This is a genomic window from Flavobacterium stagni, from assembly GCF_004122105.1.
Taxonomy (GTDB): Bacteria; Bacteroidota; Bacteroidia; order Flavobacteriales; family Flavobacteriaceae; genus Flavobacterium; species Flavobacterium stagni.
In genome coordinates this window covers 129,429-153,676 of the sequence record NZ_SBKN01000004.1, presented here as the reverse complement: position 1 = coordinate 153,676, position 24,248 = coordinate 129,429, and the positions used below count along the sequence as shown (strand labels likewise).

Below are 24,248 nucleotides of genomic sequence, written 5' to 3'. Positions count from 1 at the left end.
GATGCATCGCAGAAACTTTTTAAGCTTAACAGGAACTTTTACGAGTGGACTTTTAGTTGTTCCCGACTTTTTACACGCGATGGGATCGCATCGAACAAGTGTGGTTGGCGACTCGTGCGTTGTTTTTATTCAGTTGAATGGCGGCAATGACGGACTCAATACCTTCATCCCTTTTGATGACCCGTTGTATTATGAATACCGTAAAAATGTGGGGATTCCCAAAAGTGAAATTGTAGGGAAGAACGCCGGAATGGGTTGGCACCCGGCTCTAAAAAACTGGGCGACAATCCAACAAAATGGCGATTTATGTGTGGTGCAAAATGTAGGCTACCCCGAACCCAACCGTTCGCATTTTCGCAGTCAAGAAATTTGGCAAACAGCTTCAGGATCGCAACAATATTTGAATGAAGGTTGGCTGGGCCGCTACTTGGACATGCATTACAAAGAACATCATCCTACGGGAGCAGTCAACTTGGACAGCATTGACAATTTGGCTTTAAAAGGCAAAGAACCCAATGCCATCACGTTGAAAGACCCGGTGCGTTTTCGCAGTAAAAACGAAAGTGATAGTACCAAATTATCCGACAATCCCCAACTAGACTTTGTGCGAAAAATTGCCCGATCCGTTACTGAAGGCGCCGATGACATTCGCAACGCCTTAGCCCAATCCACTACTGAAGTGAGCTATCCGAAGAGTCAGTTGGGTAAAAATCTAGAATGGATAGCCCGATTGATAAAAGGGAATTTGCACTCCAAAGTATATTACACCAGTCACAACGGTTTTGACACCCACGATAATCAATTGGCGGTGCATAAAAACAAATTGGGCGAACTGGATGAGGCGGTTTTTGCGTTTTACCAAGAAATGAAAAAAGCGGGGTTATTGCCTCAGGTTACCTTGGTTGTTTTCTCTGAATTTGGCCGACGGGTGAAAGACAACGGCAACGGAACCGACCACGGCACTGCGGCGCCCATGTTTATTATTGGCGGCAATACTTCGGGAAAAATTATTGGAAAAAACCCAAATTTAAGTCAGTTAACCCAAGGCGACTTGCAATATGAGATCGATTTTCGAAGTGTGTACGCCCGAATTTTGGAACAAAAACTAGCCTTTGACCCCAAACTAATTGGTATTCAACAAGCGGGGCTAACCGGCATTTTTTAAAGAAATCAAACCGGAATCTTGTCAATTTGGAAAGTAATGGTGTATCTTTGCCGGCTTTTTAAATTTTAGAAAATGTCAGGATCGAACGTATTCAAAGGGGTAGTATTAGTCGGCTTAGGGGCTTCAAGTTATGGGATGTTAGCCACTTTTGTAAAATTAGCCTACGGCGAAAACTATACCACGGCTGAAGTCACCGTTTCCCAATTTATTTACGGAATTGTAGGGATGCTTTTGATCAATGCCTTCAATAAATCCAAAGCCAAAGGAGCGGTTGAAAAAGCAACTCCCAAGAACATCTTTAACTTGATGCTGGCCGGAACTTCTTTAGGAATGACAAGTGTTTTCTATTATTTATGCGTGCGTTATATCAATGTTTCCATTGCCATTGTATTGTTGATGCAAACGGTTTGGATGGGAGTTTTGTTGGAATGGATTTTAGAGAAAAGAGCCCCTTCTGGTCAAAAAATTATTGCTGTTCTGATTGTATTAACGGGAACAATACTGGCAACCAATATCTTAAACAATGCTGTTGCATTGGATTGGCGTGGCATTTTCTGGGGATTAATGGCTGCGGCATCCTTTACTACAACTATGTTTACGGCCAATCGTGTGGCTATTGGTATTTCTTCTGCACAACGCAGTTTATACATGTTATTGGGCGGAGCGATTATCGTTTTTGGATTTGCATTGGCTACCCAAAATACGCCGTTCAATTTCACTATTTTCATGAAATGGGGAATATTTTTAGCGCTTTTTGGCACCATCATTCCTCCAATCTTAATGAATGCTGGATTTCCAATTACGGGCATTGGCTTGGGCAGTATCGTTTCCGCATTAGAACTTCCCGTATCTGTAATGATGGCCTTTGTTATCTTGAATGAAAAGGTGGTTTTTCTTCAATGGACGGGAATTGCTCTCATTATTTTCGCAATCGTTTTGATGAACATCAATCTTAAAAAAAAGCAGTAATAAGCTGATAGCGAAACTTTTTGAGCGAATATTTTTATATTAAATGTTAAAATTTTACTACATTCGCTTCGAAAATCGAACGAAACATGGAGCAACCCTGGCATTTGTATGTCATGTCCCTAGTGTATATAGTGGCTGGCATCAATCATTTCCGGAACCCCAAACTCTACTATAAAATTATTCCTCCTTTTTTTTCGAATAAAAAATTCATCAATGAGATGACTGGATTTTTAGAAATACTTTTGGGCATTTGCTTGTGTATTTCTGGATTTACCAATATTGCGGCATTGTCGATAATTGTTTTATTGGTAGTCATATTTCCAGCGAATATCTATATGGCGATATACAAGGAAGCCCGACTAGGATTACCCGTTTGGCTACTTTATTTGCGTTTGCCTTTGCAATTTGTATTGATGATTTGGGCGTATTACTACATTGATTTTTCACAGCCCTTGCTCTAAGTTGAAAACCAAAAAAAGTGTTTTATCTTTGAGCATGTCACTTTTTGATTTTCAAGAGCCTATTGTATTTGCTGTCCCCGATGCCGAAATTATGTTGTTTCCCAACTTTTTAGGCCAGGAACAAGTGGTTGATTTTTTTCAAAAATTGCAATCGGAAATTCCTTGGCAACAGGATTCTATTACTGTATATGGTAAAACGCATGCCCAACCCCGACTCACGGCTTTGTTTGGGAATGAAGGAAAACCGTATGCGTATTCAAATATTGTGATGCAACCTCATCCTTGGACACCTTTATTAACTTTTTTAAAAGAAGAAATCGAAGCGGTTTGCGAAGAACGGTTTACTACTGTTTTACTAAATTTATACCGCAATGGTCAAGACAGTAACGGTTGGCATGCGGATAATGAAAAAGAACTCGGCCGAAATCCAGTGATTGCCTCGCTAAGTTTGGGGGCGGAACGTATGTTTCATTTACAACATAACACTTTAAAAGACGCAAAACTCAAAATCAATTTAACGCCCGGAAGTTTGTTGGTAATGAAAGGAACAACCCAACATTTTTGGAAACACCAAATTCCGAAGACGGCCAAACCCGTGGGACCCCGCATTAACCTCACGTTTCGAATATTGAAATAAATTGTATTTTTGAGTAAATCGAAATACTATGAACGAACTGATTGCCTACTTTGAATCCATTCCTTCCTCCCATCGTGCCGCCATCTTGGCAGGAGGCATTGCCTTTTTCTGGATTTTGGAAAGTGCCGTTCCCTTTTTTAAATTTCGATACAACAAATGGCAACATGCCGGTATTAATTTATTTTTTACCCTGACCACCATTATTATCAATTTCCTTTTGGCGTTTATCTTATTATTCACTGCCAATTGGGTTACAACACATGATTTTGGACTATTGAATTGGTTACCCGAAATGCCAATGATACTGTATACTGTTTGCGGACTCCTACTATTGGATTTAATTGGTGCTTATGCGGCCCATTATTTTGAACACCGCTGGTACCTATTATGGCGTTTTCACTTAATTCATCATACAGATACTTACATTGATACAACCTCTGGAAACCGTCACCATCCCGGTGAAAGTGTGATCCGTTTTGCTTTCACTACAATTGGAGTTTTTCTTGTGGGTTGCCCTATGTGGATGGTGTTTTTGTACCAAACCTTATCGGTGGTTTTTACCCAATTCAATCATGCGAATATTTGTTTACCTAAAAAACTCGATAAGATTTTAAGTTTTTTCATTGTTTCACCCGACATGCACAAAATTCATCACCATTACCAATTACCGTATACCGATAGTAATTACGGAAACATCTTTTCGATTTGGGATCGAATTTTTGGTACCTATTCCTATATGGAACGTGAACAGCTTATTTATGGAGTGGATACGCACATGGACCCCAAAGAAAACAATGCTTTAGGGAATTTGTTGAAGATTCCGTTCCAACCCATTCGTAAACCTTCACAAGAATAATTTAACGCTTGTTCATCACAGTTTTTCATCGGTAAATTCGAAATTTGCCACTATGGATTACAATACGTTAACCGAAGAGCAAATTGACCGCATCATTGAAATGGCTTGGGAAGACCGAACGCCCTTTGAAGCAATTACGTATCAATTTGGTTTATCGGAACAAGAAACCATAACCTTAATGCGACGGGAAATGAAGCCGTCCAGCTTCCGGATGTGGCGGGCTCGCGTTCAAGGAAGAGCGACTAAGCATGCCCACAAAAGAGTGGATGGCATCGATCGCTTCAAGTGTACTTTACAACGCCAAATCACGGGAAATAAAATCTCCAAACGCTAAATAGCATTATTAAAATTCATACATTCGTTAGGTAAAATCTAACCTATGAAACCCATAATACAATTGCTACTCTTTTGGTTCTCATTGACTACCATGGGACAAAATTCGTTTACTTCCCAAGAAATTGAAATTAACCCTTTAATCAAAGGAAGTTTGATGCAACCCAATTCGGGTTCGACCACACTTGTAATCCTCATTGCCGGTTCCGGGCCAACAAATCGAAATGGCAACCAACCCGGTTTGTCCACCAATTGTTATAAATATTTAGGCCAACAACTCGCACAAAATGGCATTGCTTTTTTTAGTTATGACAAACGCATTATTGCCCAAATCATCAATAAAACCTTAGATGAAAGCAAATTGCGCTTTGAAGACATGGTCGTTGATGCTACCAGTGTTTTGGAATATTTTAAATCCAAAAATAGTTATGCAAAGATTATCATCGCCGGACATAGTGAAGGTTCGCTGATTGGGATACTAACAGCACAAAAGGGCGTCGCTGGATATATTTCCATTTCAGGTCCGGGTCGCCCAGCTGATCAAATTCTAACGGAACAATTGACCAAAGACCAACCTGAAGCTGCTGCCTCACTACAACAATGCATAGATACCATGAAATCCACAGGGAAATGGAGTTGTGACACAAAAGTTGAAAATACAGCGGCTATTTTTAGACCTACGGTGATCCCATACCTACTGTCTTGGTTTCAGTACAATCCGTATACCGAAATTCAAAAATTAACCATTCCGGTTCTGCTCATTAATGGGGACCAAGATTTACAAGTGCAGGTCAAAGATGCCGAACTTTTGAAAAAAGCCTGCCCAAAAGCACAATTGGAAATTATAAAAGACATGAATCATGTTTTGAAAAATACGCCAACTTTGGAGTTAAATAAAGAGGCATATACTAATGGTACATTGCCAGTCGAAACTAAATTGGTGGCAATTATTACACAATTTGTCCAACAATTGTAACGAATTGTAAAATTGGACTACTTATCGAACGAAAATTAACCTTATGAAAAAAATAATTCTTTCGTTCGCAACGGCGTTATTCATCATCGGTTGTGGTTCTGCTCCTAAAACAGAACAATTACGCAACGACGTGGGTATTCACTTGGATTTAATTCAGGTAAAAGATGACAAAGTAAAAGTTACTGTTTCAGCTCCAACAATTCAAGAAGCTGAAATTGTGTATCATTTGCCCAAAATCATTCCAGGCACTTATTCTGAAGATGATTATGGAAAAATGATTGAAGAAGTAAAGGCTTTTGATAAAGACGGAAATCCATTAACGGTAACTACTTTGGACAAAAACTCATGGTCAATTAAAGAGGCTCAAAAGTTAAAAACTTTGACCTATTTCGTGAATGACACTTACGATACCGAAAAAAGTATGCGATTTGGCGAAGGAATTTTTTCACCGGCTGGAACCAATATTTTAGCGGATAAAAACTTTATGATTAACCAACATGGATTTATTGGTTATTTCGAAGGTAAAAAAGACCTTCCATATTTGGTAAAAATCAGCCATCCCGAAGGATTATATGGTGCCACATCATTGACGGATTCTGATCCAAGTTCGACGGAAGATTTATTTCTAGCTAATCGTTATAGCGAATTAGTAGACAATCCGATTATGTATGCCAAACCGGATTACACAAACTTTACTGTTGACGGGATGGAGATTTTATTTAGCATTTATTCTCCCAGTGGAAAACACAATGCCGCTACCCTTTCCCCCGATATTGAGCGAATGATTCGTGCCCAGAAAAAGTTCTTGGGTCCGATTAACAACAATAAAAAATATTCCATATTGTTGTATTTGTCCAATGTTACCGGAGCGGATGCTAAAGGATTTGGAGCTTTAGAACACAACACTTCTACAACCGTTGTTTTCCCTGAAATGATGGGCAAAGAAATGTTGGGTAAACAATTGATTGATGTAGTATCGCATGAATTCTTCCATATTGTAACGCCATTGGGTGTGCATTCGAACGAAATCCATTATTTTGATTTCAATGCGCCGAAAATGTCGCAACACCTTTGGATGTATGAGGGAATCACGGAATATTTCGCCAATTTGTTCCAAGTCAATCAAGGGTTAATCAGTGAAGATGACTTTTATGGTAGAATGCGCAGTAAGATTAAAAATGCCAAACAATTCAAAGACAATATGTCGTTTACAGAAATGAGTCAGAATGTCTTGAAAGCACCTTACAAAGATCAATACACCAATGTATATGAAAAAGGAGCGTTGATTGGCATGTGTTTGGACATCATTATTCGTGAAAAAAGCAATGGAGAACGTGGTGTTTTGGATTTAATGCAAAAATTAACCAATGAATTCGGCCCATCGCGTCCATTTGAAGATAGCGCTTTATTTGATCGTGTTGTGGCACTAACCTATCCAGAAGTAGGCGATTTTCTTCGCACCCATGTTTCTGGAACTACTCCCATAGACTATGATGTTTACTTTGCTAAGATGGGTGTTGGAAAAGGAAAAGTGAAGAAAAAAGACAATCCATTCTTTTTAAAATATACACCTTGTATTACAGCTAATGCGGAGAAACAAATCACAGTTCGCGAAGGCGTTGAATTGTCTGAATTCATGAAATCCATGGGATTAAAAGCGGATGATGTTATTTTAGCCATTAATGAAAAAGCGTTCTCGATGGATGATATTGCTTCATTGATGGATACTGTCCAACAATGGAACGAAAATGAACCCGTAACTTTAACAATAAAAAGAGACGGTAAAACACTGACATTAAAAGGAAAAGCATTATTTTCGTATAGTGAGTCGGAAGGATTTATGGTTATCGACTCCACCAAAAACCGATTGAAAGAATCCTGGTTGAAAGGATAAACTTGAATAGACCCGTTTTTTTAAAGTCCTCAATTTGTAAAACAGATTGAGGATTTTTTTTCATCTTTGTGAAAATTTTAAAACAATGCGCAATATTATTATAGGCGGATTCGCTGCTCTAGTCTTGGCTTCTTGTGCTGAGGAAAAAAAACCAAAAGACGGTTTGGACATCAGTGGATCCATAAAAGGATTTAAAAAAGGAACGTTATACATTCAGCGTTTAAATGACAGTTCGAAATTGGTTCCTATTGACACGTTAAAATTCAATGGCCAATCAGATTTCAGTACACATATCGATTTAAAAGAACCCGAAATGTTGTATTTGTTTTTGGATCGTGGCGTAACAAATTCCATTGACAACAACCTGCCGTTTTTTGCCGAACCGGGCAGTATGACCATTCAAACTTCTTTGGACTATTTTACGGCTGATGCAACCATTAAAGGTTCGAAAAACCAAGATTTATACAATGAATACCGACTAATGATGTCAAGATTAATCAATAAAAATTTGGATTTGATTCAGGCACGGTTAATCGCTATTAATGAAAAAAATACGTCCCGTATAGATAGTATCCAAAAAGAACAGGACGATAATTTAAAAAGAAGGTATTTGACCACTACAAATTTTGTCGTGAATCACGGGGATTATGAAATCGCACCTTATATTACTTTGGCGGAGATTCCCGATGTGACTTTAAAATATTTGGACACTATAGATAAATCAATCAGCCCAAAAATTGCCAAAACCAAATACGGTAAAAAATTTAAAGCATTTGTCGCAGAGCGAAAAAAAATGGGACAATAATAAAATTAAAAAAGCGGTCAAATGACCGCTTTTTTATGGATTAACAGGTGTTGCTGTTGGATCTAAATGACGTCGTAATCGAGGATTAGCCGTAAAGTCTTCATCTACGGGAGTCGCAACTCCATTGACAACAGGTCCAGTATATTTTCGAGGAATACCTCTGCGTTCATCTACATTAGGTGTTGATGGATCATCTACCAAAGCACCATTAAAAGGATAGTAATAATTGGTCCCATTCACGGTATATAACAATTCATTTCGGGTTAGAAAACCATCCCCATCATCATCGACATCGACATAATTGGCTTTATCATCTCCATCGGAATCGAAATCTTTGGGATTATCACTCCAATTGGTTAATGGAAAACTTCGTTCGTCTTTGGAGAAAATCTTGTCGCGATCATGATCCTTATATTGTACTTCAATTAATTTAAAAGAAAAAATCAAAGGAGAATATGCGGAGATATTCGTAGATGACCCATTAAAATAACCCAACCCTGAAGGTAAAAACATTACCCCAGCACCATAATTATCATACTGTAAGGGTTGTCCGGGAACAGAAGTGTAGGTACCCGACTTAAAATTAGGTATCATGTGGGACCATCCAGTAATAACAGTTTCAAGTGTAAACCAATTGGCCACCGGAGCTTGATCGAAAACAGATAAATCCAAATTAATTCCTTTATAGGCTACGTGAACGGAATCCACTTGAGTTGGCCGTTTTTGTGTACCTTCTCTAAACTTAATAAAATACACTTTGTAATCTACATCATCTTGGGAAATCAAGGTATCTTTCAAGGGATACTGAGTTTGCTCACGAATAGACTCTTGTGTACCATTTTGTGGAATTTCTAAAAAATTAACATCGTAGGTAGCTGGATCAACTTCCATATAATGCGTATCTATAAATTCATCAATAGCAGCAATATCCGTAGCATACTGCTCAGCTTTATCGCGAACAACTATTGTTGGATTATTATCTTTTGAACACGAAAAGAGCATAAAACTGGCTACAACAGCAACACTCAACAAAAATCTTAAACGCATTTTTTTCTTGTATTTAATGCCCGCAAGATACAATATTGATTTATTTTTGTAAACTATTTAACGTAGTTTTTAGCAATTTATGAGAGTCGATAAATACCTGTGGTGTGTGCGTTATTACAAATCTCGAAATATCGCAACAGAAGCTTGTAAAAAAAACCAAGTTTCCGTGAATGGCCAAGTATGTAAAGCCTCTCGCGAAGTCTATCCGGGTGATTCTATCCACTTCCGTAAAGACCAAATAACCTATGAAATAGTGGTATTGGATTTACCGCCCAATCGGGTTGGAGCGAAATTAGTTGACATTTATCGCAAGGACAATACGCCAGCGGAAGCTTTTGCGCACCTCGAACTGTTGCGATTATCCAAAGAACATTACCGCAGGGCCGGAACCGGACGCCCTACCAAAAAAGACCGTCGTGATTTGGACGAATTGGAGGAAAATACTTGGAACGATGACGAAACTGAATAGTGCCTACTGGCAAAATCGATACGAAACCCAATCAACGGGTTGGGATGTGGGCAGCATTACCGCACCTTTAAAAACCTATTTGGACCAAATTGAAGATAAGTCAATTCGTATACTAATCCCCGGTGGCGGCAATAGTTATGAATTTGAATATTTAATCACTCATGGTTTTACCAATGTAAATGTCTTGGATTTTGCCCAACAACCGTTGCTTAACATCCAAAATCGCTTACCCGAGGTAAACCCAAAGCAACTAATCCACGCTGATTTTTTTGAACATAAAGCAACCTATGATTTAATTATTGAGCAAACGTTCTATTGTGCTCTAGACCCCAGTTTACGTGATCAATATGTACAGCACATGCATGGACTTTTAGCAAAAGGGGGGAAATTAATCGGACTCTTATTCCAATTCCCACTCACAGAATCGGGGCCACCCTTTGGCGGATCAAAAGAAGAATATATTCTGCGTTTTTCCCCGTATTTCAATATTAAAACTCTAGAAACAGCCTATAATTCTATTCCTCCGCGTCAAGGCAACGAACTCTTTTTTATCTTTATCAAAAAATAACACAACAACACACTAATATGAGTCAGAACACCATTTTAAGTCATCAAGAAATTGAACATAAAATCAAACGTATCGCATATCAGATTTATGAAACTTTTGTGGAGGAAGAAACCATCGTTATCGCAGGAATCGCCTCAAATGGTTCGGTTTTAGCCCAACGCATTGCTTCAACTTTAGAGAGTATTTCTCCGCTCAAAGTAATTTTTTGTGAAGTTTATATCAATAAGCAAAATCCTTTAGACACTATTACAACCTCAATTTCTACCCAAGAATATCAAGGCAAAGGAGTCGTTTTGGTGGATGATGTATTGAATTCGGGTAGCACGTTAATGTATGGTGTAAAACATTTTTTAGAGGTTCCTTTAAAAAAATTCAAAACGGCTGTACTTGTTGACCGCAACCACAAACAATTCCCAATAAAAGTGGATTTTAAAGGCATTTCATTATCAACTTCATCCCAAGAACATGTTTCCGTAGTTTTTGAAGAGAACGAATCGTATGCCGTTTTAAGTTAGTCGCCCAATAATTTCATCTGCAATTTGTTCCACTGTTTTTTCGTCCACCGTGATTACAAACTTGGATTGTAAATAGTAGAAATTGCGATCAAATAGATGTTTAGCAATATATTCTTCTAAATCGACTTCCGTTAAATTAGCCAATAAAGGGCGTTTCGAGCGCTCGCTTTGCAATCGACTGACTAAGGTAGGAATTGCAGCCTTTAGATAAAAAGAGGCTACATCAGTTTGTTGTAATAATTGATGGTTGTTGTAATAACACGGCGTTCCTCCACCAGTACTGATGATTAATGATTCAGAACTCGCTAACAATTGGATAAACAACTCGTGTTCCAATTTTCGGAAATACAATTCCCCCTTCGACTCGAAGAGTTTTGCAATTGAAATCCCAGCAACTTTTTCAATTTCTTGATCTAAATCAATCCAATCGCAGTGTAATTTCTGGGCTAATTGAGCAGCCACGACCGACTTCCCAGACCCCATATAACCCGTTAAAACAACTTTTTGCATAAAGTAAAACCTTAGGAATTAAGGCGTTAAGAATGAAATTTAAAAAAAGGTAAATTTAAAATAAAATTGCTTTGAAAAATTAATTTTATCGCCTTATATTTGCACCCGCATTCAAGAAATGTTATTGACTCGATAGCTCAGTTGGTAGAGCACAACACTTTTAATGTTGGGGTCCTGGGTTCGAGCCCCAGTCGGGTCACAAACAAAAGTTGTTCGCGTGCGAATGACTTTTTTTGTTTAGGCCACGTGGAGAAATTGGTAGACTCGCCATCTTGAGGGGGTGGTGCTGCAAGGCGTATGGGTTCGAATCCCATCGTGGTCACGAATAAAAGAAAAGGACAAATAGAAATTAAAATTTATTTTAAAATTTCTATTTGTCCTTTTCTTTTTCAAAGCGGAGCTTTGTGGGAACTGCGAAGCAGAATCCCTCGTGACTTTACTTCGTTCACTTCTGAAATTAAAATTTATTTTAAAATTTCTATTTTTCCTTTTCTTTTTCAAAGCGGCCCTTTGTTGGAACTGCGAAGCAGAATCCCTCGTGACTTTACTCCGTTCACTTCTGAAATTAAAATTTCTATTCGTATTTTATAAGAGCAGTTTTTGTAAAAAAAATTCAAATTTTATTTTTTGTTTAATTATTTAACTACATTTGTTAAACAAAACAACAGAGTGATGAATAACGTCAAGAATACTTTTAGTATCAAAGACTTAGAAAATCTTTCCGGGATTAAAGCCCACACCATCCGCATTTGGGAGAAAAGATATAACGTTTTTGAACCCATGCGAACGGATACCAACATTCGTTTTTATGATATCAAAGCACTTCAAAAGCTATTAAATATCACATTATTGCACGATTACGGGTATAAAATTTCCAAAATCTCAACCCTTTCCGACGAAGAAATTAAAGAAAAAGTAAGGGGAATCGTTTCTCAAAAAAGCGCCAAACATCACGCCATTAGCGCCTTCAAACTGGCAATGATGAATTTTGATCAAAAGCTCTTTTTTGAAACCTATGACGAATTGTTGTCTGAAAAAAGCTTCAATGAAGTGTTTTTTGAAGTATTCATTCCTTTGATGCAAGAATTGGGCGAATTATGGCAGTCAGATACCATCACTCCTGCCCACGAACACTTCATAAGCTATCTCATTAAATTGAAATTATTAGTACAAACCGAAGAAGTAGTAAAAAAACCTGCAATTCACACCGATAAAACCTTTGTTTTATTTCTACCTTTAAATGAAATTCATGAATTGGGATTAATGTACCTCAATTACGAATTGAATTATCGTGGCTACAATACGGTTTACCTCGGAGAAAGTGTACCGGTAGATAATCTCACCGATGTAAAAAAATATTTCTCCAATATTACTTTCATCGGTTATATCACCGTTGAACCCACCGCAGACGAAGTCAATAATTACGTATATGAACTTCAAGAAGCAACCAATAATGAAACCAATGAATTATGGCTTATCGGTCGCATGACAGAACATATTTCAAAACAAAAATTAAATAGCACTACAAAGGTCTTCCAATCCATCACCGATTTATTGGGACAATTGTAAATTTTTCTTAAAGACAGTAAATTGTTTAACTTTTTACTATATTTGTTAAACAATATGAAAAAAGAAATTGCAATATTAGGATCTGGATTTTCGTCACTAGCCGCCGCTTGCTATTTGGCGAAAGCGGGTAACAACGTAACTATTTACGAAAAAAACAGTACGATTGGTGGTCGAGCGCGCCAACTCAAACGCGATGGTTTTACCTTCGATATCGGTCCAACGTGGTACTGGATGCCCGATGTGTTTGAACGATTCTTCGCCGATTTCGGCAAAAAACCTTCCGACTACTACGAACTCATTAAACTCAATCCAGCTTATCAAGTCTATTTTGGTATTCAAGATTTCATTACAATCAGCGATAACATGAATACTATCGCAGCAACGTTTGAATCCATCGAAAAAGGATCAGGCCTGCGATTGAAAAAATTCATGAAGACTGCACAAGATAATTATGATATTGCAATTAAAGACTTAGTCTATCGCCCCGGAGTTTCACCGCTCGAACTGGTTACTTTACAAACCGCTTCTCGTGTAGGACAGTTTTTTAGTAACATTTCTAGAGACATCCGTAAACAGTTCAACAATCCAAAATTGGTTTCCATTCTAGAATTCCCCGTCTTGTTTCTAGGAGCCAAACCTTCCGACACGCCTTCATTTTATAGTTTCATGAATTTTGCTGATTTCGGTTTGGGAACTTGGCATCCTAAAAACGGAATGTACTCGGTTATTTTAGGCATGGAACAATTAGCGCGTGAATTAGGCGTTACTATTCATACGAATGCGCCTGTCGATAAAATTGAGGTTTTTCAAAAAACAGCTACCGGCGTTTGGGTGAACGGAAAATACATAAAAGCAGATATCGTACTTTCGGGTGCCGATTACCATCACTCGGAACAACTGATTGAACCACAACACAGAGCGTATTCTGAGGCTTATTGGGACAAACGCACGTTCGCCCCTTCTTCCCTACTGTTTTATGTTGGGTTGGATAAAAAATTAGAACACGTCGAACACCACAGTCTCTTTTTTGATGTGGATTTTGATGCACATGCAGCCTCGATTTATGACCATCCCGAATGGCCGAAAGAACCGTTGTTTTACGCCAGTTTTCCATCGAAAACGGATGAAAATTCGGCCCCACAAGGAAAAGAAGCCGCTATATTCTTAATTCCTTTAGCTCCGGGATTGGAAGATACGGAAGCGTTACGAGAACAGTATTTTGACAAAATCATTACCCGTTTAGAACAATTGACCGAACAATCGGTTCGTGAACATATCTTATTTAAAGAATCGTTCTGTGTGAACGACTTTATTAAAGAATACAATTCCTATAAAGGCAATGCGTATGGAATGGCAAACACACTGCTCCAAACGGCATTTTTACGACCCAAACTGAAAAGTAAAAAAGTAAAACACCTATATTTTACTGGCCAACTAACTGTCCCCGGACCTGGTGTTCCACCCTCATTAATTTCAGGAAAACTGGTATCCGAATTAATTGAAAAAAACAACTAAACGCATACGATATGAAATCGCTATTTGATCAAGTTTCTTATGAATGCAGTCGCACGACAACTAAGGCTTATAGCACTTCGTTTTCCTCGGCCGTAAAAATGTTAGCCCCCTCCATTCGCCAAGACATTTACAACATTTATGGCTTTGTTCGCTTTGCTGATGAAATCGTGGATACCTTTCATGATTACGATAAAGCAACTTTATTTGAGCGATTTGAACAAGATTTAGATCGAGCATTAAACGACCGTATTAGCTTAAATCCCATTCTCAATTCATTTCAGAAAACGGTGCATCAATACAACATTCCACGTCATTTGATTGCAGCTTTCATGAAAAGCATGAAAATGGATTTGCACAAAAGCAAATACCACACCTATTCCGAATACCAAGAATACATTTACGGTTCTGCGGATGTGGTCGGACTCATGTGCTTGATGGTTTTTGTGAATGGCGATGAGAAAAGGTATGACGAATTGAAAGAATCCGCGATGCGTTTGGGCTCTGCCTTTCAAAAGGTGAATTTCTTGCGCGACCTCAAAGCCGATTTTGAGGATTTGAGTCGGACCTATTTCCCCAATACCGACCTGACCCGTTTGGATGAAGCCTCAAAGGCCGAAATTATTCGGGATATTGAAGCCGACTTTGAAGCGGCCTACTCAGGAATAATTAAATTACCTTTGGAAGCTAAATTTGGAGTGTATACAGCGTACATTTATTATAAAAAATTATTATCCAAATTAAAACGAACGCCCTCTATGGAAATTCGCAACACCCGCATTCGAGTTCCGGATTACGAAAAAATTGGTTTATTGGCGCGTTGTTATGTCACTTACCGTCTAAATATATTATAATTATGTGGATTCATTTTTTAGTTTTTTTCCTCACTTTCTTCATGATGGAATTCATGGCTTGGTTCACTCATAAATATGTGATGCACGGATTTTTATGGTCATTGCATGCCGATCACCACAAAAAAGACCACGATTCTTGGTTTGAACGCAACGATGCCTTTTTCATTTTTTATGCCGTAGTAAGCATTGCGTTTTTTTTACTGTGGCAAAATGATATCTTATCCATCGGTTTAGCTATTGGATTGGGAATTTTTGCTTACGGTCTGACTTACTTTTTAGTACATGATATTTTCATTCACCAGCGTTTCAAAATGTTTAGAAATGCCAACAATCGTTACGCCAAAGCCGTTCGTCGTGCACACAAAATGCACCACAAACACATTGGCAAGGAACACGGAGAATGTTTTGGCATGTTAGTCGTGCCTTGGAAATATTTCAAATCATAAAAAAATCCCGAAGGATGCTTCGGGATTTTTTTTCTTCTTTTCATTACGGTTTTAAAATACCTTTCAACGGTTCCAATTGTTGCATATTCACTTCAGAACTTTGCAATACCGACAAGAATGTCATGGCATCCGCAGGATTCATTTTATCGCCTAAAATTCGGATCACTGCCAGTCCTCCATCGGATTTACAGCCGTATAAGACTATTTCTTCTACGTCATCTTCTGAACCCACAAAACTGATAGAACCTCCGTCTTTCCCGGAACCGAACTTCATCAATTGCTGGTAATGGGTAGTGTCTTTTAAAATCGTTTGCATCTGCTTGCGCTCGGCATCAATTTTATGCGGATGCTTGGGATCGGCTTTATAAAACAATACATTCAATTTTTTAAAGGTTCCCAACACACGCTTTTGCTCAGCACTCAAATGGGCTTTGTCCGCATTGATAATACTGGAAGGCACGTCAAAAACACTAAATCCAGGTTTTTGTTGGTGGTCTACAAAATACTTTTGCATACTAGGCTCAGATTGGCAACTCACCAATAACAAGCTCAATAAAAATGTTAGAGCATAAAATAATCGCACAACTGTACTCATCGTTCTTATTTTTTACCTGCTTTTTTCAACTCTGCTCCTCCGGGTAAATTCATCTTTTCAGTCAATGCTGATAATTCATCCAAATCAAAGTTCCCCGTTAATGACATAAGCACTGTTTCATCTTTTCCTGATCCTTCAATAAACATCAACAGTTCTTTCACTTGTGATTCCGTAGCACCAGAGCGAACATAGATACGAACGGACTTTCCTTTTTCTGTTACCCGCATTAACTCATCCAATCCAGCCGTTTTTACATATTTCATCGCCTCGTTTTTCATCTCGGTCGAACGTTTGTCATTGGCTGTCATGAATACTTTAAGGTTGTCCAATTTTTTAACTAAGGCCAAAAACTGTTGCCCGTCTTTATCTTTGACTTCCATTTTCGCCATCATGGAGAACATTTTTTTGTTCACGATGACGGCACGAATGTCATCTTGGTTGTCAAATTTGTCAAATACGGCCTGTGCTGATGCCAATTGCACTACCAACAACATGGCCAAAACAGTCATTCCTTTGGATAGACGCTTTACTGAAGTTTGAAGAATTGTTTTCATAATACGATTCGTTTTTTGATGATAATTATTGTTTAAATACTTGATTTTTAGAATTTTCATATTCGTTTAAATAGCCAATACTCTCGATACCGGTATTCAAATGACCCGACACCATAGCCAATGCTTTTTGCGTTTCTTCAAAAGCTTCCTCTGGCGAATCATAAGTTCCTAATTCTGATTGGGCAACTGCATTTTGAGGCGCTTCTTGTTGGGTAAACCAAAATCCACCGCCAAGCAATAAAGCGATACTCGCTGCTACCAACCAACGGTATAGTGTAGTTTTCTGAGAGGTCAACACTATCGGTTGTTCCAGTTTTTCTTCTTGTTCTGCTTTAAAATAACCGAAAAGAGATCGATATTGCTCTAAATGAGGCGCCACTGTTTCGGAGGTGAAATACTGTTTCAACACTTTTTCTTCCGCTATACTCGTTTCGCCCTCAAAATACTTTTCCAGTAATAATTCTATGTTTTTAACCGATTCCATACTGTTCAATTTGCATCATTTTTTCTCGTAAAACTTTTCGTGCCCTCGATAAAGCAACACGAACAGCCGTTTCATTCATTCCCAACACGTTGGCGATTTCTTCAAATTCGTATTCTTCTACTTCCCGCATCTGAATAATCATCCGTTGTTGTTCGGGTAAATCGTTAATCATTCGCTCAACCCATTGTAACCGATCGCCATCCTCCATTTGCTGTTGCAATCCCGCTTGCCGATCTTGGTAATTGCTATGCGCAATACTCATATTCCCAGCACGTTTCGACTTCAACTGATCCAAACAATAGTTTCGGGTCATCGTCATCGCCATCGCTTCCACACTATTCAATTCAGATAAGGTTTCGTTTTTGGCCCACAACTTCACCATCACTTCTTGGGTGGCATCTTCGGCTTCTTCCGTACTCACCAATAACCGTTTTGCCAAGCGAAAAACCTTGTCTTTAAAAGGAGTAATCAGTTGTACAAATTCGTTTTGGTGCATGGTCAGTACCGGTTTATAAAATGAAGACGAACTTCAATTTCGATTGTTACAAAGGAACGGTATTTTTTTTCAAAAAAAATTGCTCTCCCCTGTTAATCAAGGAAGAGCAATCACAAACATGAAAAGTAATTGGTTTTACAAAGATAGGTTCAATCCAATACGGAAGTTACGTCCGCGGCTGGAATACCCCACATTCTCTGTAAATTCTTCATTCAAAATATTCGTTGCTGAGGCAAAAAGAGTCAACTGATTTTTGAGTAATTCATATTTCACTAAACCATTCAAAAGGGAGTAGGATCCCAACTGAACCGGTACCGTAGCAAAGGTGTTTCCGTCAAAAAATAAATCGCGACGACCGTCCGTATATTGGTAATTCACATTCACAAACCAACGTGAAGACGGAATTACCTCTAATCCCACATTCGCTTTGTGCTTCGGAATTAATCGATTTAAGGCTTCATCCACCTGCGTAAAGGTGTAATTGGCCGTCAATCGGACCGCTTGTGTCACTTTATAGTCCAAAGAAGTTTCCACACCTTTGGCTTTATTCATCCCATCAATATTGATATAGTTGGATTGAAACGTACTCGGATTCGTGAAAAACCCAAAACTATCCGTTTGCTCACGGTAAAATCCTACCGCTGTAAACACCATTTTTTTCTGTAACAACTGGGTTTCAAATCCCAACTCTCCCGTAAAATTCGATTCGGGTTGCAACGTACGATTGCCATATTGGGAATACAATTGATACAAACTTGGCGTCACATAGGCCGTACTCACCGATGAAATCAATTTTACAGGAAGGTTCTTGAATGTATACGACGGATTCACATTGTATACAAAATGATTGCCGTACGCACTGTGGTGATTCATTCTAGCGCCCACATTGAGATTCAATCCAAATTTTGAATTCCAAACTGCCGTCACATACGGATCCACCATATTAAACTTCGTCGTGTCTTTGGCAATGGATCCGTAAGGCGTGACCGAATTCATATCGTGAAACTGGTAATTCACCCCCGCAATCACAAACAAGTCTTTGCGAACGGTATACTTATTAAACGCATCGACAACTACAGAACGCCCTACATAACTCGAACGGTCGATTTGGTTCATCCATGAATTAAACTCGTCATAATCGCGAGCGATTTTGGTGTAGGCCGAATTGATTTTGAACTCGCCCTTATTGTACGTATACGTTGGTGAAAACCCAAAACGTTCTTGTTTTGATGTTGTAGAATTCAACGGCGTATCGCCCGTTCCTGTATTGTCAAAAGCCTGATCGTAGGCGTTTTGGATTTTGTCCTGACTCCCAAACACATCCAATCGTAATTTTGACGTGGCTTTCCATCCCAATTTCCCCGAAATATTAATTCTCGAAAATCGGTCGGCTTCATACGTTTGTCCAGCTGGGGGCGCGAGTTGTGACATGTTTTTGGATTCTGTACTATTCACTGCAGCAGCATAACTTACTTGACCCGCCGTTCCATTCGCTGAAAAACCTTGGTTGAATTCCTGTGCGTTGATCTTACTTTGTTGCGCGGTATTGTTCGAACCCATGTTCACATACCCGTTTCCTTGCAGTACTTTTTTTCCAGCCGATTTGGTAGTGATGTTGATTACCGCTGTCGCTGCACCTGTTCCATATAACGTACTCGCAGCACCTTTCATGATTTCGATACTTTCAATTTGGTCTACCGGAATCAAGCGCAAATCAAATTCGAAGCTAATCCCCGAAGGATCCGTCACCGGATTCCCGTCAATCACAATCAACACTTGTTGGTTGCGACCCCCGCGAATGTAGTAGCCCAAGTTTTTACCGCTGGCACTTTGACTCCCGTTGATTTCCACGCCGGCCACACTGTTCAGCACTTGCGCTAAGGTTTGCCCACTGCGCTTCTTTAAATCGTCTTGTGAAATTTTTGAAATTACTTTTCCCGATTTTTCTTTGCTTTGCGCAAACTTCGTGTCGGAAATCACGACCTCATCCAATTGATTCACCTTGGATGTTTCCTTTTGTTGACCATACGCCAACGTTGATACTAGCGCCCATACGGCACCAATACCCCACCATTTGTTGTTCATTTTTGTTCCCTAAAAATTACTACTACTGGGAAAAAAGTATAGAATTACCCATACCCAAACTTTTATCCCGAAAGTTTGATACTCAGTATATCACGGCAGGTCTCCTGGCTTGCGTCTTGTCATCCGCCTTCTCATTCTTTCGAACAATGGCATCGTAGCGATGACAAGCTTGGTAGCATACAGTTGCGGGTACAGCTCAAGATTTGAAAAATTCTAAATTCTAAATTCTAAATTTCCGTACTTGATTCCCTTTTAATGAATAAACACAGACGTGCTTACCCAACCGAAATACGCCCGCAAAGGTAATTTTTATTTTCAATTATAAAAACACAATCCATAATTCATAACTCATAATTCATAACTCCAAACCGAAATCCCTACTTTTGCCAAAAAAAATTCATGTTTCGCAAAACCGGACTCCTTTTCGTTTTCCTTTTGGCCATTTTGACGGTGCAATGCAAGTCGGACACCACCGCCACTGCGCCTCTAAAACCCTCGAATACGGTTAAATATGCCACCGGATTCTCCATTGAAAACTTCGAAAATTTCACGTTAGTAACTGTTCGCAACCCTTGGCCGGAAGCCCAAAAAACCTATTCCTACGTTTTGCATAAAAAAGGCGTTACCCTACCCGATACGCTTCAAAACTATACTGCTATCACTGTACCGATCAAAAAAATGGTGGCGACTTCAACCACGCACATTCCTTCGATAGAAATGTTGGGTAAAGTCAACACCCTTGTGGGTTTCCCCAACTTAGATTACATCTCTTCAGATAAGGTTCGAAAACGCATTGATCAAGGTAAAATCAAAGAATTGGGCTCCAATCAAACCCTAAACATGGAGGTGTTGCTCGAACTCCAACCTGATGTCATTGTAGGTTACGGAATCGACAACAATAACCCGACATTAGACAACCTACAAAAAAGCGGCTTAAAAGTTATCCTCAACGGCGATTGGAACGAACAAACGCCGCTAGGCCGCGCCGAATGGATTAAATTTTTTGGTGCCCTATACAACGAACAAGCCAAAGCCGAAGAAATTTTTACCAAAATTGAACAGGATTACCAGCGCACCAAAGTCATCGCCGCCCAAGTGAAACAAAAAACGACCGTATTGGCTGGCGATATTTTTGAAGGCAAATGGTACCTTCCCAAAGGTGACAGCTGGGGCAGCTTGTTAATCAATGAAGCCCATGGCGACTATCTGTGGAAAGCCACAAAAGGTACGGGTAGTTTGTCCTTATCCTTTGAAACCGTTTTTGAAAAAGCGCACGATGCCCAACTCTGGATCACCTCGGGACAATTCAATTCGTTGACCGATATGCAAGCTAGCAATCCGCATTACAACCAATTCAAAGCATTTCAAAACAAACAAGTGTATTCCTTCAACCGCAAAAAAGGAAAAACCGGAGGAAGCTTATATTATGAATTGGCACCCAACCGCCCTGATCTCGTTTTAAAAGATTTGGTCAAAATTCTCCATCCAGAATTATTACCTTCGTACCAACTTTACTTTTTTGTAAAACTCGAATAGTGACCACAACGCAACGCCATCGCAACTTGTTTATCGGCCTCGGAGTCTTTTTTCTCCTTGCGCTCCTTACCAACCTTGCCTTGGGTCAAGTCGCTATTCCCCTCAAAGAAGTTTTGAAAAGTTTGTTCGGCACCACTGCCGAAAAGTCCACTTGGGAATACATCATCATCCACTTTCGACTTCCCAAAGCCTTGACGGCGATTATAGTAGGCATGGGACTTTCCACTTGTGGCCTACTCATGCAAACCTTATTTCGCAATCCACTGGCGGGACCGTATGTGCTCGGACTCAGTTCGGGTTCCAGTCTTGGTGTGGCTTTTGTCATTATGGGAGCGACTTTACTTCCTGCTGCTATAGGTTCGCTACTTATATCACCCTATGGAATTGTGATTGCCTCGTGTTTGGGTAGTTTTGCCGTGTTACTTTTGGTGCTCATCGTTGCGCGTAAATTGAGAGATACAGCAGGTTTATTGATTGTCGGACTTATGTTTGGGAGTTTTACGTCGGCGATTGTTTCCATCTTGAGTTATTTCAGTTCGGCAGAACAATTGCAACGCTTCACCTTTTGGAGCATGGGCAATATCGGGAATCTTTCTTATGGCAGCATTGCCATTCTGGCGACGTGCTTATTCATTGGATTATTAATCAGTCTTTTTTCAATCAAAGCACTCGACGGTTTGTTATTGGGTGAAAATTATGCGGCTAGCATGGGAATTCCCATTCGGCGCTCACGTTTATTAATCATTACAGCAACATGTCTACTCTCGGGGAGCATCACAGCCTTCGCAGGTCCGATTGCATTTTTGGGGTTAGCCGTACCGCATTTAGCGAAATTACTATTCCAAACCCACAATCACCGTACCTTATTTGGCGCCACCTTATTGCTTGGAGCGGGATTGATGTTGTGCTGCGATACCGTGTCCCAGTTACCCGGATTTAATTTTACCTTGCCCATCAATGCTATCACTTCGCTAGTAGGTGCTCCGGTGGTTATTTGGTTAATGGTTCGTAAAAAAAGTTTGTTGTAATGGAAAAAGCACTTGTAACCACATCCAATTTAACCGTAGGCTACCCTACAAAAAACGGAGATCACGTCTTGGCATCAGGACTCCATTTAACGTTACAAACCGGAAAGTTGATTAGTTTAGTCGGACCCAACGGTATTGGGAAATCGACATTATTGCGGACCCTTTGCGGCTTACAAAAACCGCTTTCGGGAGAAATTTTCATTAACAACCAACCCATTGACAAACTGCTTCCGGAAGAACGGGCCCAACAATTGGCACTCGTCCTCACGGAAAAAATTCCGATGAGTAATTTAACGGTGTATGAATTAATTGCCTTGGGACGCCAACCCTACACGAATTGGTTGGGGCAACTCACCGAGGCCGATAAAATACAAATTGCCCGCGCCATCGAACTCACAGAAGTAGCGGATTTCCAACATAGAAAACACTTTGAAATCAGCGACGGACAATTGCAACGGGTTTTGATCGCCCGTGCTTTGGCCCAAGATACGCCGTGGATGGTGTTGGACGAACCCACCACACATTTGGACTTGGTGCATAAAGTGAGTGTGTTTCGCTTACTTAAAAAATTAGCGACAGAAACCCATAAATGCATTTTATTTTCGACTCACGATATTGATTTGGCCATCCAACTTTCCGATGAAATGCTGGTCATGACCCACCAACAGGTAATTCTCGATCAACCTTGCAATCATATCAGTTCGGGTGTTTTTTCTACCTTATTTCAAGACGAAAATATCCATTTTGATCCAACTACTGGACGCTTCATCATTGCATAAAAAAAGCTGCTCCGAAGAACAGCTTTATTCTATCTATTAAAAGTCAATGCAATTATTGACGACTTTGCACATATTCGGATAGTTCGTCCGCATTGGAACTAAAACTAAAAATTCCGTTTACTTTAAAGTAATTGCGTGGCTCAATACAAAAGTCATACGCATATTTCGCAAACTCTAATTTGTTATCTTCAAACGAAAACAAATTTGCAATTTCGATCACTTGATCTACGTTCAAACAGTTCACTGCCACAATTTGCTTGGCTGTTTTCAAACGAGAATCTTCAAACGCTTGTTTTTTTAAGGTAGCCAAAGCCGCATTGTAATCCGCTGGACGCATACAGCTTCTTCCCGGACATCCCACAGGTGTAGGAGTAGTCACCACAACAGGACGTGGATTTTGGAATTCGCCACCGTTATGATTAACATGTGATGAAGATGAAGTAGTTGTGGTTGTGGTTTGAGTAACACTTCCACCACCCATATTATCGTTAATGGAAAATCCCATGTTGATTCCACCCACATTAATATTGGCATTAATATTATCACCACCTGAAGTCGTGGTTGTTGTCGTTGTTTGTGTTACCGAACCTCCACGAACGGGCGGAGTTTGTTGCACCACTACCGTTTGAGGCGCTTGTTGCTGTACAACTACCGTTTGGGATTGAACAGGAGCAGGACGCGGTTGTCCATAATGCATCACATACACATTAGAAGGTGCAATATAATTCGGACGAACAGGAATCGCTGAAAAATAATTCATTTTCATTTTTCCTTTTTTGTTTTTGTCACGCTTAATTTTATAAGTGACATCCGACATGATGCCGTCTACATCGGCAATCATCATGTTGTTGGTCGTGATATCCATCAACGATTTGTCTTCAAATTGGATTCGCGCATTGTAATACGGCTGATTCAAATCTTCGATGCGCAAATTCGTTTGTGGAATGTCATTTTGTTGTTCCCCATTTAAAATGAGATAAAATTTATCACCATCTTCAGAGAAAATGGTCAAATGCCCCACCGGACTTCCTTGAGCGAAAGAAAGTGAAGCCATCAATAACAGTAAAACAGAAGTAATTTTTTTCATGATGATTAAAATTTTGGT

Annotated in this window: 27 protein-coding genes, 2 tRNA genes and 1 riboswitch; of the genes, 21 read left to right on the top strand and 8 right to left on the bottom strand. The window is 39.5% G+C overall.

From position 1 onward, the window contains the following. The first annotated feature begins 1 nt into the window (after position 1). From EQG61_RS08130 to EQG61_RS08090, 9 genes are all read left to right on the top strand, one after another. Positions 2 to 1,165 (top strand): DUF1501 domain-containing protein, encoded by a 1,164-nt coding sequence (locus EQG61_RS08130; protein WP_129461425.1) that lies wholly within the window; start codon positions 2 to 4, stop codon positions 1,163 to 1,165. Between the two features lie 72 nt (positions 1,166 to 1,237). Further along, a complete protein-coding gene (locus EQG61_RS08125) occupies positions 1,238 to 2,134 on the top strand; it encodes an EamA family transporter (RefSeq protein WP_129461424.1) in 897 nt (298 codons plus the stop codon). Positions 2,135 to 2,220: 86 nt separating this feature from the next. Further along, complete coding sequence (locus EQG61_RS08120; protein ID WP_129461423.1) at positions 2,221 to 2,595, top strand: DoxX family protein; 375 nt, start codon at positions 2,221 to 2,223, stop codon at positions 2,593 to 2,595. A gap of 34 nt (positions 2,596 to 2,629) precedes the next feature. Beyond that, positions 2,630 to 3,232, top strand: a complete 603-nt coding sequence (locus EQG61_RS08115) for an alpha-ketoglutarate-dependent dioxygenase AlkB family protein (RefSeq protein ID WP_129461422.1) — start codon at positions 2,630 to 2,632, stop codon at positions 3,230 to 3,232. A 28-nt stretch (positions 3,233 to 3,260) separates the two neighbouring features. Continuing rightward, entirely contained in the window at positions 3,261 to 4,088 is an 828-nt protein-coding gene (locus EQG61_RS08110; RefSeq protein ID WP_129461421.1) for a sterol desaturase family protein, read from the top strand. A gap of 52 nt (positions 4,089 to 4,140) precedes the next feature. Next, positions 4,141 to 4,422 (top strand): TIGR03643 family protein, encoded by a 282-nt coding sequence (locus tag EQG61_RS08105; protein WP_129461420.1) that lies wholly within the window; start codon positions 4,141 to 4,143, stop codon positions 4,420 to 4,422. 45 nt (positions 4,423 to 4,467) lie between these two features. After that, positions 4,468 to 5,397, top strand: coding sequence for an alpha/beta hydrolase (locus EQG61_RS08100; protein WP_129461419.1), 930 nt, complete (start codon positions 4,468 to 4,470; stop codon positions 5,395 to 5,397). A gap of 43 nt (positions 5,398 to 5,440) precedes the next feature. Next, entirely contained in the window at positions 5,441 to 7,291 is a 1,851-nt protein-coding gene (locus EQG61_RS08095; RefSeq protein ID WP_129461418.1) for a M61 family metallopeptidase, read from the top strand. An 85-nt stretch (positions 7,292 to 7,376) separates the two neighbouring features. Next, the gene (locus EQG61_RS08090; protein ID WP_129461417.1) at positions 7,377 to 8,096 is read left to right on the top strand and encodes a DUF4369 domain-containing protein; all 720 of its coding nucleotides are present in this window, start codon (positions 7,377 to 7,379) and stop codon (positions 8,094 to 8,096) included. A gap of 33 nt (positions 8,097 to 8,129) precedes the next feature. Here EQG61_RS08090 and EQG61_RS08085 read toward each other — a convergent pair whose 3' ends face one another. Next, positions 8,130 to 9,143 (bottom strand): FKBP-type peptidyl-prolyl cis-trans isomerase, encoded by a 1,014-nt coding sequence (locus EQG61_RS08085; protein ID WP_129461416.1) that lies wholly within the window; start codon positions 9,141 to 9,143, stop codon positions 8,130 to 8,132. 79 nt (positions 9,144 to 9,222) lie between these two features. Between EQG61_RS08085 and EQG61_RS08080 the strand changes: the two genes are divergently transcribed. From EQG61_RS08080 to EQG61_RS08070, 3 genes are read left to right on the top strand one after another with little or no spacing between them, the layout of a single operon-like run. Then, a complete protein-coding gene (locus EQG61_RS08080; RefSeq protein ID WP_129461415.1) occupies positions 9,223 to 9,612 on the top strand; it encodes an RNA-binding S4 domain-containing protein in 390 nt (129 codons plus the stop codon). Further along, the gene (locus EQG61_RS08075; protein ID WP_129461414.1) at positions 9,596 to 10,180 is read left to right on the top strand and encodes a class I SAM-dependent methyltransferase; all 585 of its coding nucleotides are present in this window, start codon (positions 9,596 to 9,598) and stop codon (positions 10,178 to 10,180) included. The genes EQG61_RS08080 and EQG61_RS08075 overlap by 17 nt, the downstream gene beginning before the upstream one ends. 17 nt (positions 10,181 to 10,197) lie before the next feature. Next, the gene (locus tag EQG61_RS08070; RefSeq protein ID WP_129461413.1) at positions 10,198 to 10,695 is read left to right on the top strand and encodes a phosphoribosyltransferase family protein; all 498 of its coding nucleotides are present in this window, start codon (positions 10,198 to 10,200) and stop codon (positions 10,693 to 10,695) included. Here EQG61_RS08070 and EQG61_RS08065 read toward each other — a convergent pair. Next, positions 10,687 to 11,205, bottom strand: a complete 519-nt coding sequence (locus EQG61_RS08065) for a shikimate kinase (protein WP_129461412.1) — start codon at positions 11,203 to 11,205, stop codon at positions 10,687 to 10,689. The two genes, EQG61_RS08070 and EQG61_RS08065, sit on opposite strands and share 9 nt — an antisense overlap. A gap of 126 nt (positions 11,206 to 11,331) precedes the next feature. Here EQG61_RS08065 and EQG61_RS08060 point away from each other — a divergent pair. From EQG61_RS08060 to EQG61_RS08035, 6 genes are all read left to right on the top strand, one after another. Further along, positions 11,332 to 11,404: transfer RNA gene (locus tag EQG61_RS08060), tRNA-Lys, on the top strand. Positions 11,405 to 11,445: 41 nt separating this feature from the next. Beyond that, positions 11,446 to 11,527: transfer RNA gene (locus tag EQG61_RS08055), tRNA-Leu, on the top strand. Between the two features lie 350 nt (positions 11,528 to 11,877). Continuing rightward, entirely contained in the window at positions 11,878 to 12,774 is an 897-nt protein-coding gene (locus EQG61_RS08050) for a MerR family transcriptional regulator (protein WP_129461411.1), read from the top strand. Between the two features lie 54 nt (positions 12,775 to 12,828). After that, positions 12,829 to 14,289 carry a phytoene desaturase family protein gene (locus tag EQG61_RS08045; protein WP_129461410.1) on the top strand — a complete coding sequence of 487 codons (1,461 nt, stop codon included), beginning with the start codon at positions 12,829 to 12,831 and terminating at the stop codon, positions 14,287 to 14,289. 11 nt (positions 14,290 to 14,300) lie between these two features. Continuing rightward, entirely contained in the window at positions 14,301 to 15,140 is an 840-nt protein-coding gene (locus EQG61_RS08040; protein ID WP_129461409.1) for a phytoene/squalene synthase family protein, read from the top strand. A 2-nt stretch (positions 15,141 to 15,142) separates the two neighbouring features. Then, complete coding sequence (locus EQG61_RS08035; RefSeq protein WP_129461408.1) at positions 15,143 to 15,586, top strand: sterol desaturase family protein; 444 nt, start codon at positions 15,143 to 15,145, stop codon at positions 15,584 to 15,586. A gap of 43 nt (positions 15,587 to 15,629) precedes the next feature. Here the strand turns inward: EQG61_RS08035 and EQG61_RS08030 are convergent, their stop codons facing one another. From EQG61_RS08030 to EQG61_RS08010, 5 genes are all read right to left on the bottom strand, one after another. Beyond that, positions 15,630 to 16,100, bottom strand: a complete 471-nt coding sequence (locus EQG61_RS08030) for a DUF4252 domain-containing protein (RefSeq protein ID WP_235829043.1) — start codon at positions 16,098 to 16,100, stop codon at positions 15,630 to 15,632. An 86-nt stretch (positions 16,101 to 16,186) separates the two neighbouring features. After that, entirely contained in the window at positions 16,187 to 16,735 is a 549-nt protein-coding gene (locus EQG61_RS08025) for a DUF4252 domain-containing protein (RefSeq protein WP_394345562.1), read from the bottom strand. A 25-nt stretch (positions 16,736 to 16,760) separates the two neighbouring features. Further along, positions 16,761 to 17,219 carry a hypothetical protein gene (locus EQG61_RS08020; RefSeq protein ID WP_129461406.1) on the bottom strand — a complete coding sequence of 153 codons (459 nt, stop codon included), beginning with the start codon at positions 17,217 to 17,219 and terminating at the stop codon, positions 16,761 to 16,763. Then, positions 17,206 to 17,715, bottom strand: a complete 510-nt coding sequence (locus tag EQG61_RS08015) for an RNA polymerase sigma factor (protein ID WP_129461405.1) — start codon at positions 17,713 to 17,715, stop codon at positions 17,206 to 17,208. The genes EQG61_RS08020 and EQG61_RS08015 overlap by 14 nt, the downstream gene beginning before the upstream one ends. 135 nt (positions 17,716 to 17,850) lie before the next feature. Beyond that, entirely contained in the window at positions 17,851 to 19,800 is a 1,950-nt protein-coding gene (locus EQG61_RS08010; protein ID WP_129461404.1) for a TonB-dependent receptor plug domain-containing protein, read from the bottom strand. A gap of 77 nt (positions 19,801 to 19,877) precedes the next feature. Then, positions 19,878 to 20,103: riboswitch (cobalamin riboswitch) on the bottom strand. A gap of 96 nt (positions 20,104 to 20,199) precedes the next feature. On the opposite strand from EQG61_RS08010, the gene EQG61_RS08005 reads away from it, so the two are divergent. Genes EQG61_RS08005 through EQG61_RS07995 form a run of 3 tightly spaced genes read left to right on the top strand, consistent with a single transcriptional unit; the run spans position 20,200 to position 23,143 of the window. Continuing rightward, positions 20,200 to 21,336, top strand: coding sequence for an ABC transporter substrate-binding protein (locus EQG61_RS08005; protein WP_129461403.1), 1,137 nt, complete (start codon positions 20,200 to 20,202; stop codon positions 21,334 to 21,336). Further along, complete coding sequence (locus tag EQG61_RS08000; protein WP_129461402.1) at positions 21,336 to 22,364, top strand: iron ABC transporter permease; 1,029 nt, start codon at positions 21,336 to 21,338, stop codon at positions 22,362 to 22,364. Before EQG61_RS08005 ends, EQG61_RS08000 begins: the two co-directional genes overlap by 1 nt. Next, complete coding sequence (locus EQG61_RS07995; RefSeq protein WP_129461401.1) at positions 22,364 to 23,143, top strand: ABC transporter ATP-binding protein; 780 nt, start codon at positions 22,364 to 22,366, stop codon at positions 23,141 to 23,143. The genes EQG61_RS08000 and EQG61_RS07995 overlap by 1 nt, the downstream gene beginning before the upstream one ends. 52 nt (positions 23,144 to 23,195) lie before the next feature. Here the strand turns inward: EQG61_RS07995 and EQG61_RS07990 are convergent, their stop codons facing one another. Further along, a complete protein-coding gene (locus tag EQG61_RS07990; RefSeq protein WP_129461400.1) occupies positions 23,196 to 24,230 on the bottom strand; it encodes a DUF4476 domain-containing protein in 1,035 nt (344 codons plus the stop codon). Positions 24,231 to 24,248 lie beyond the last annotated feature (18 nt).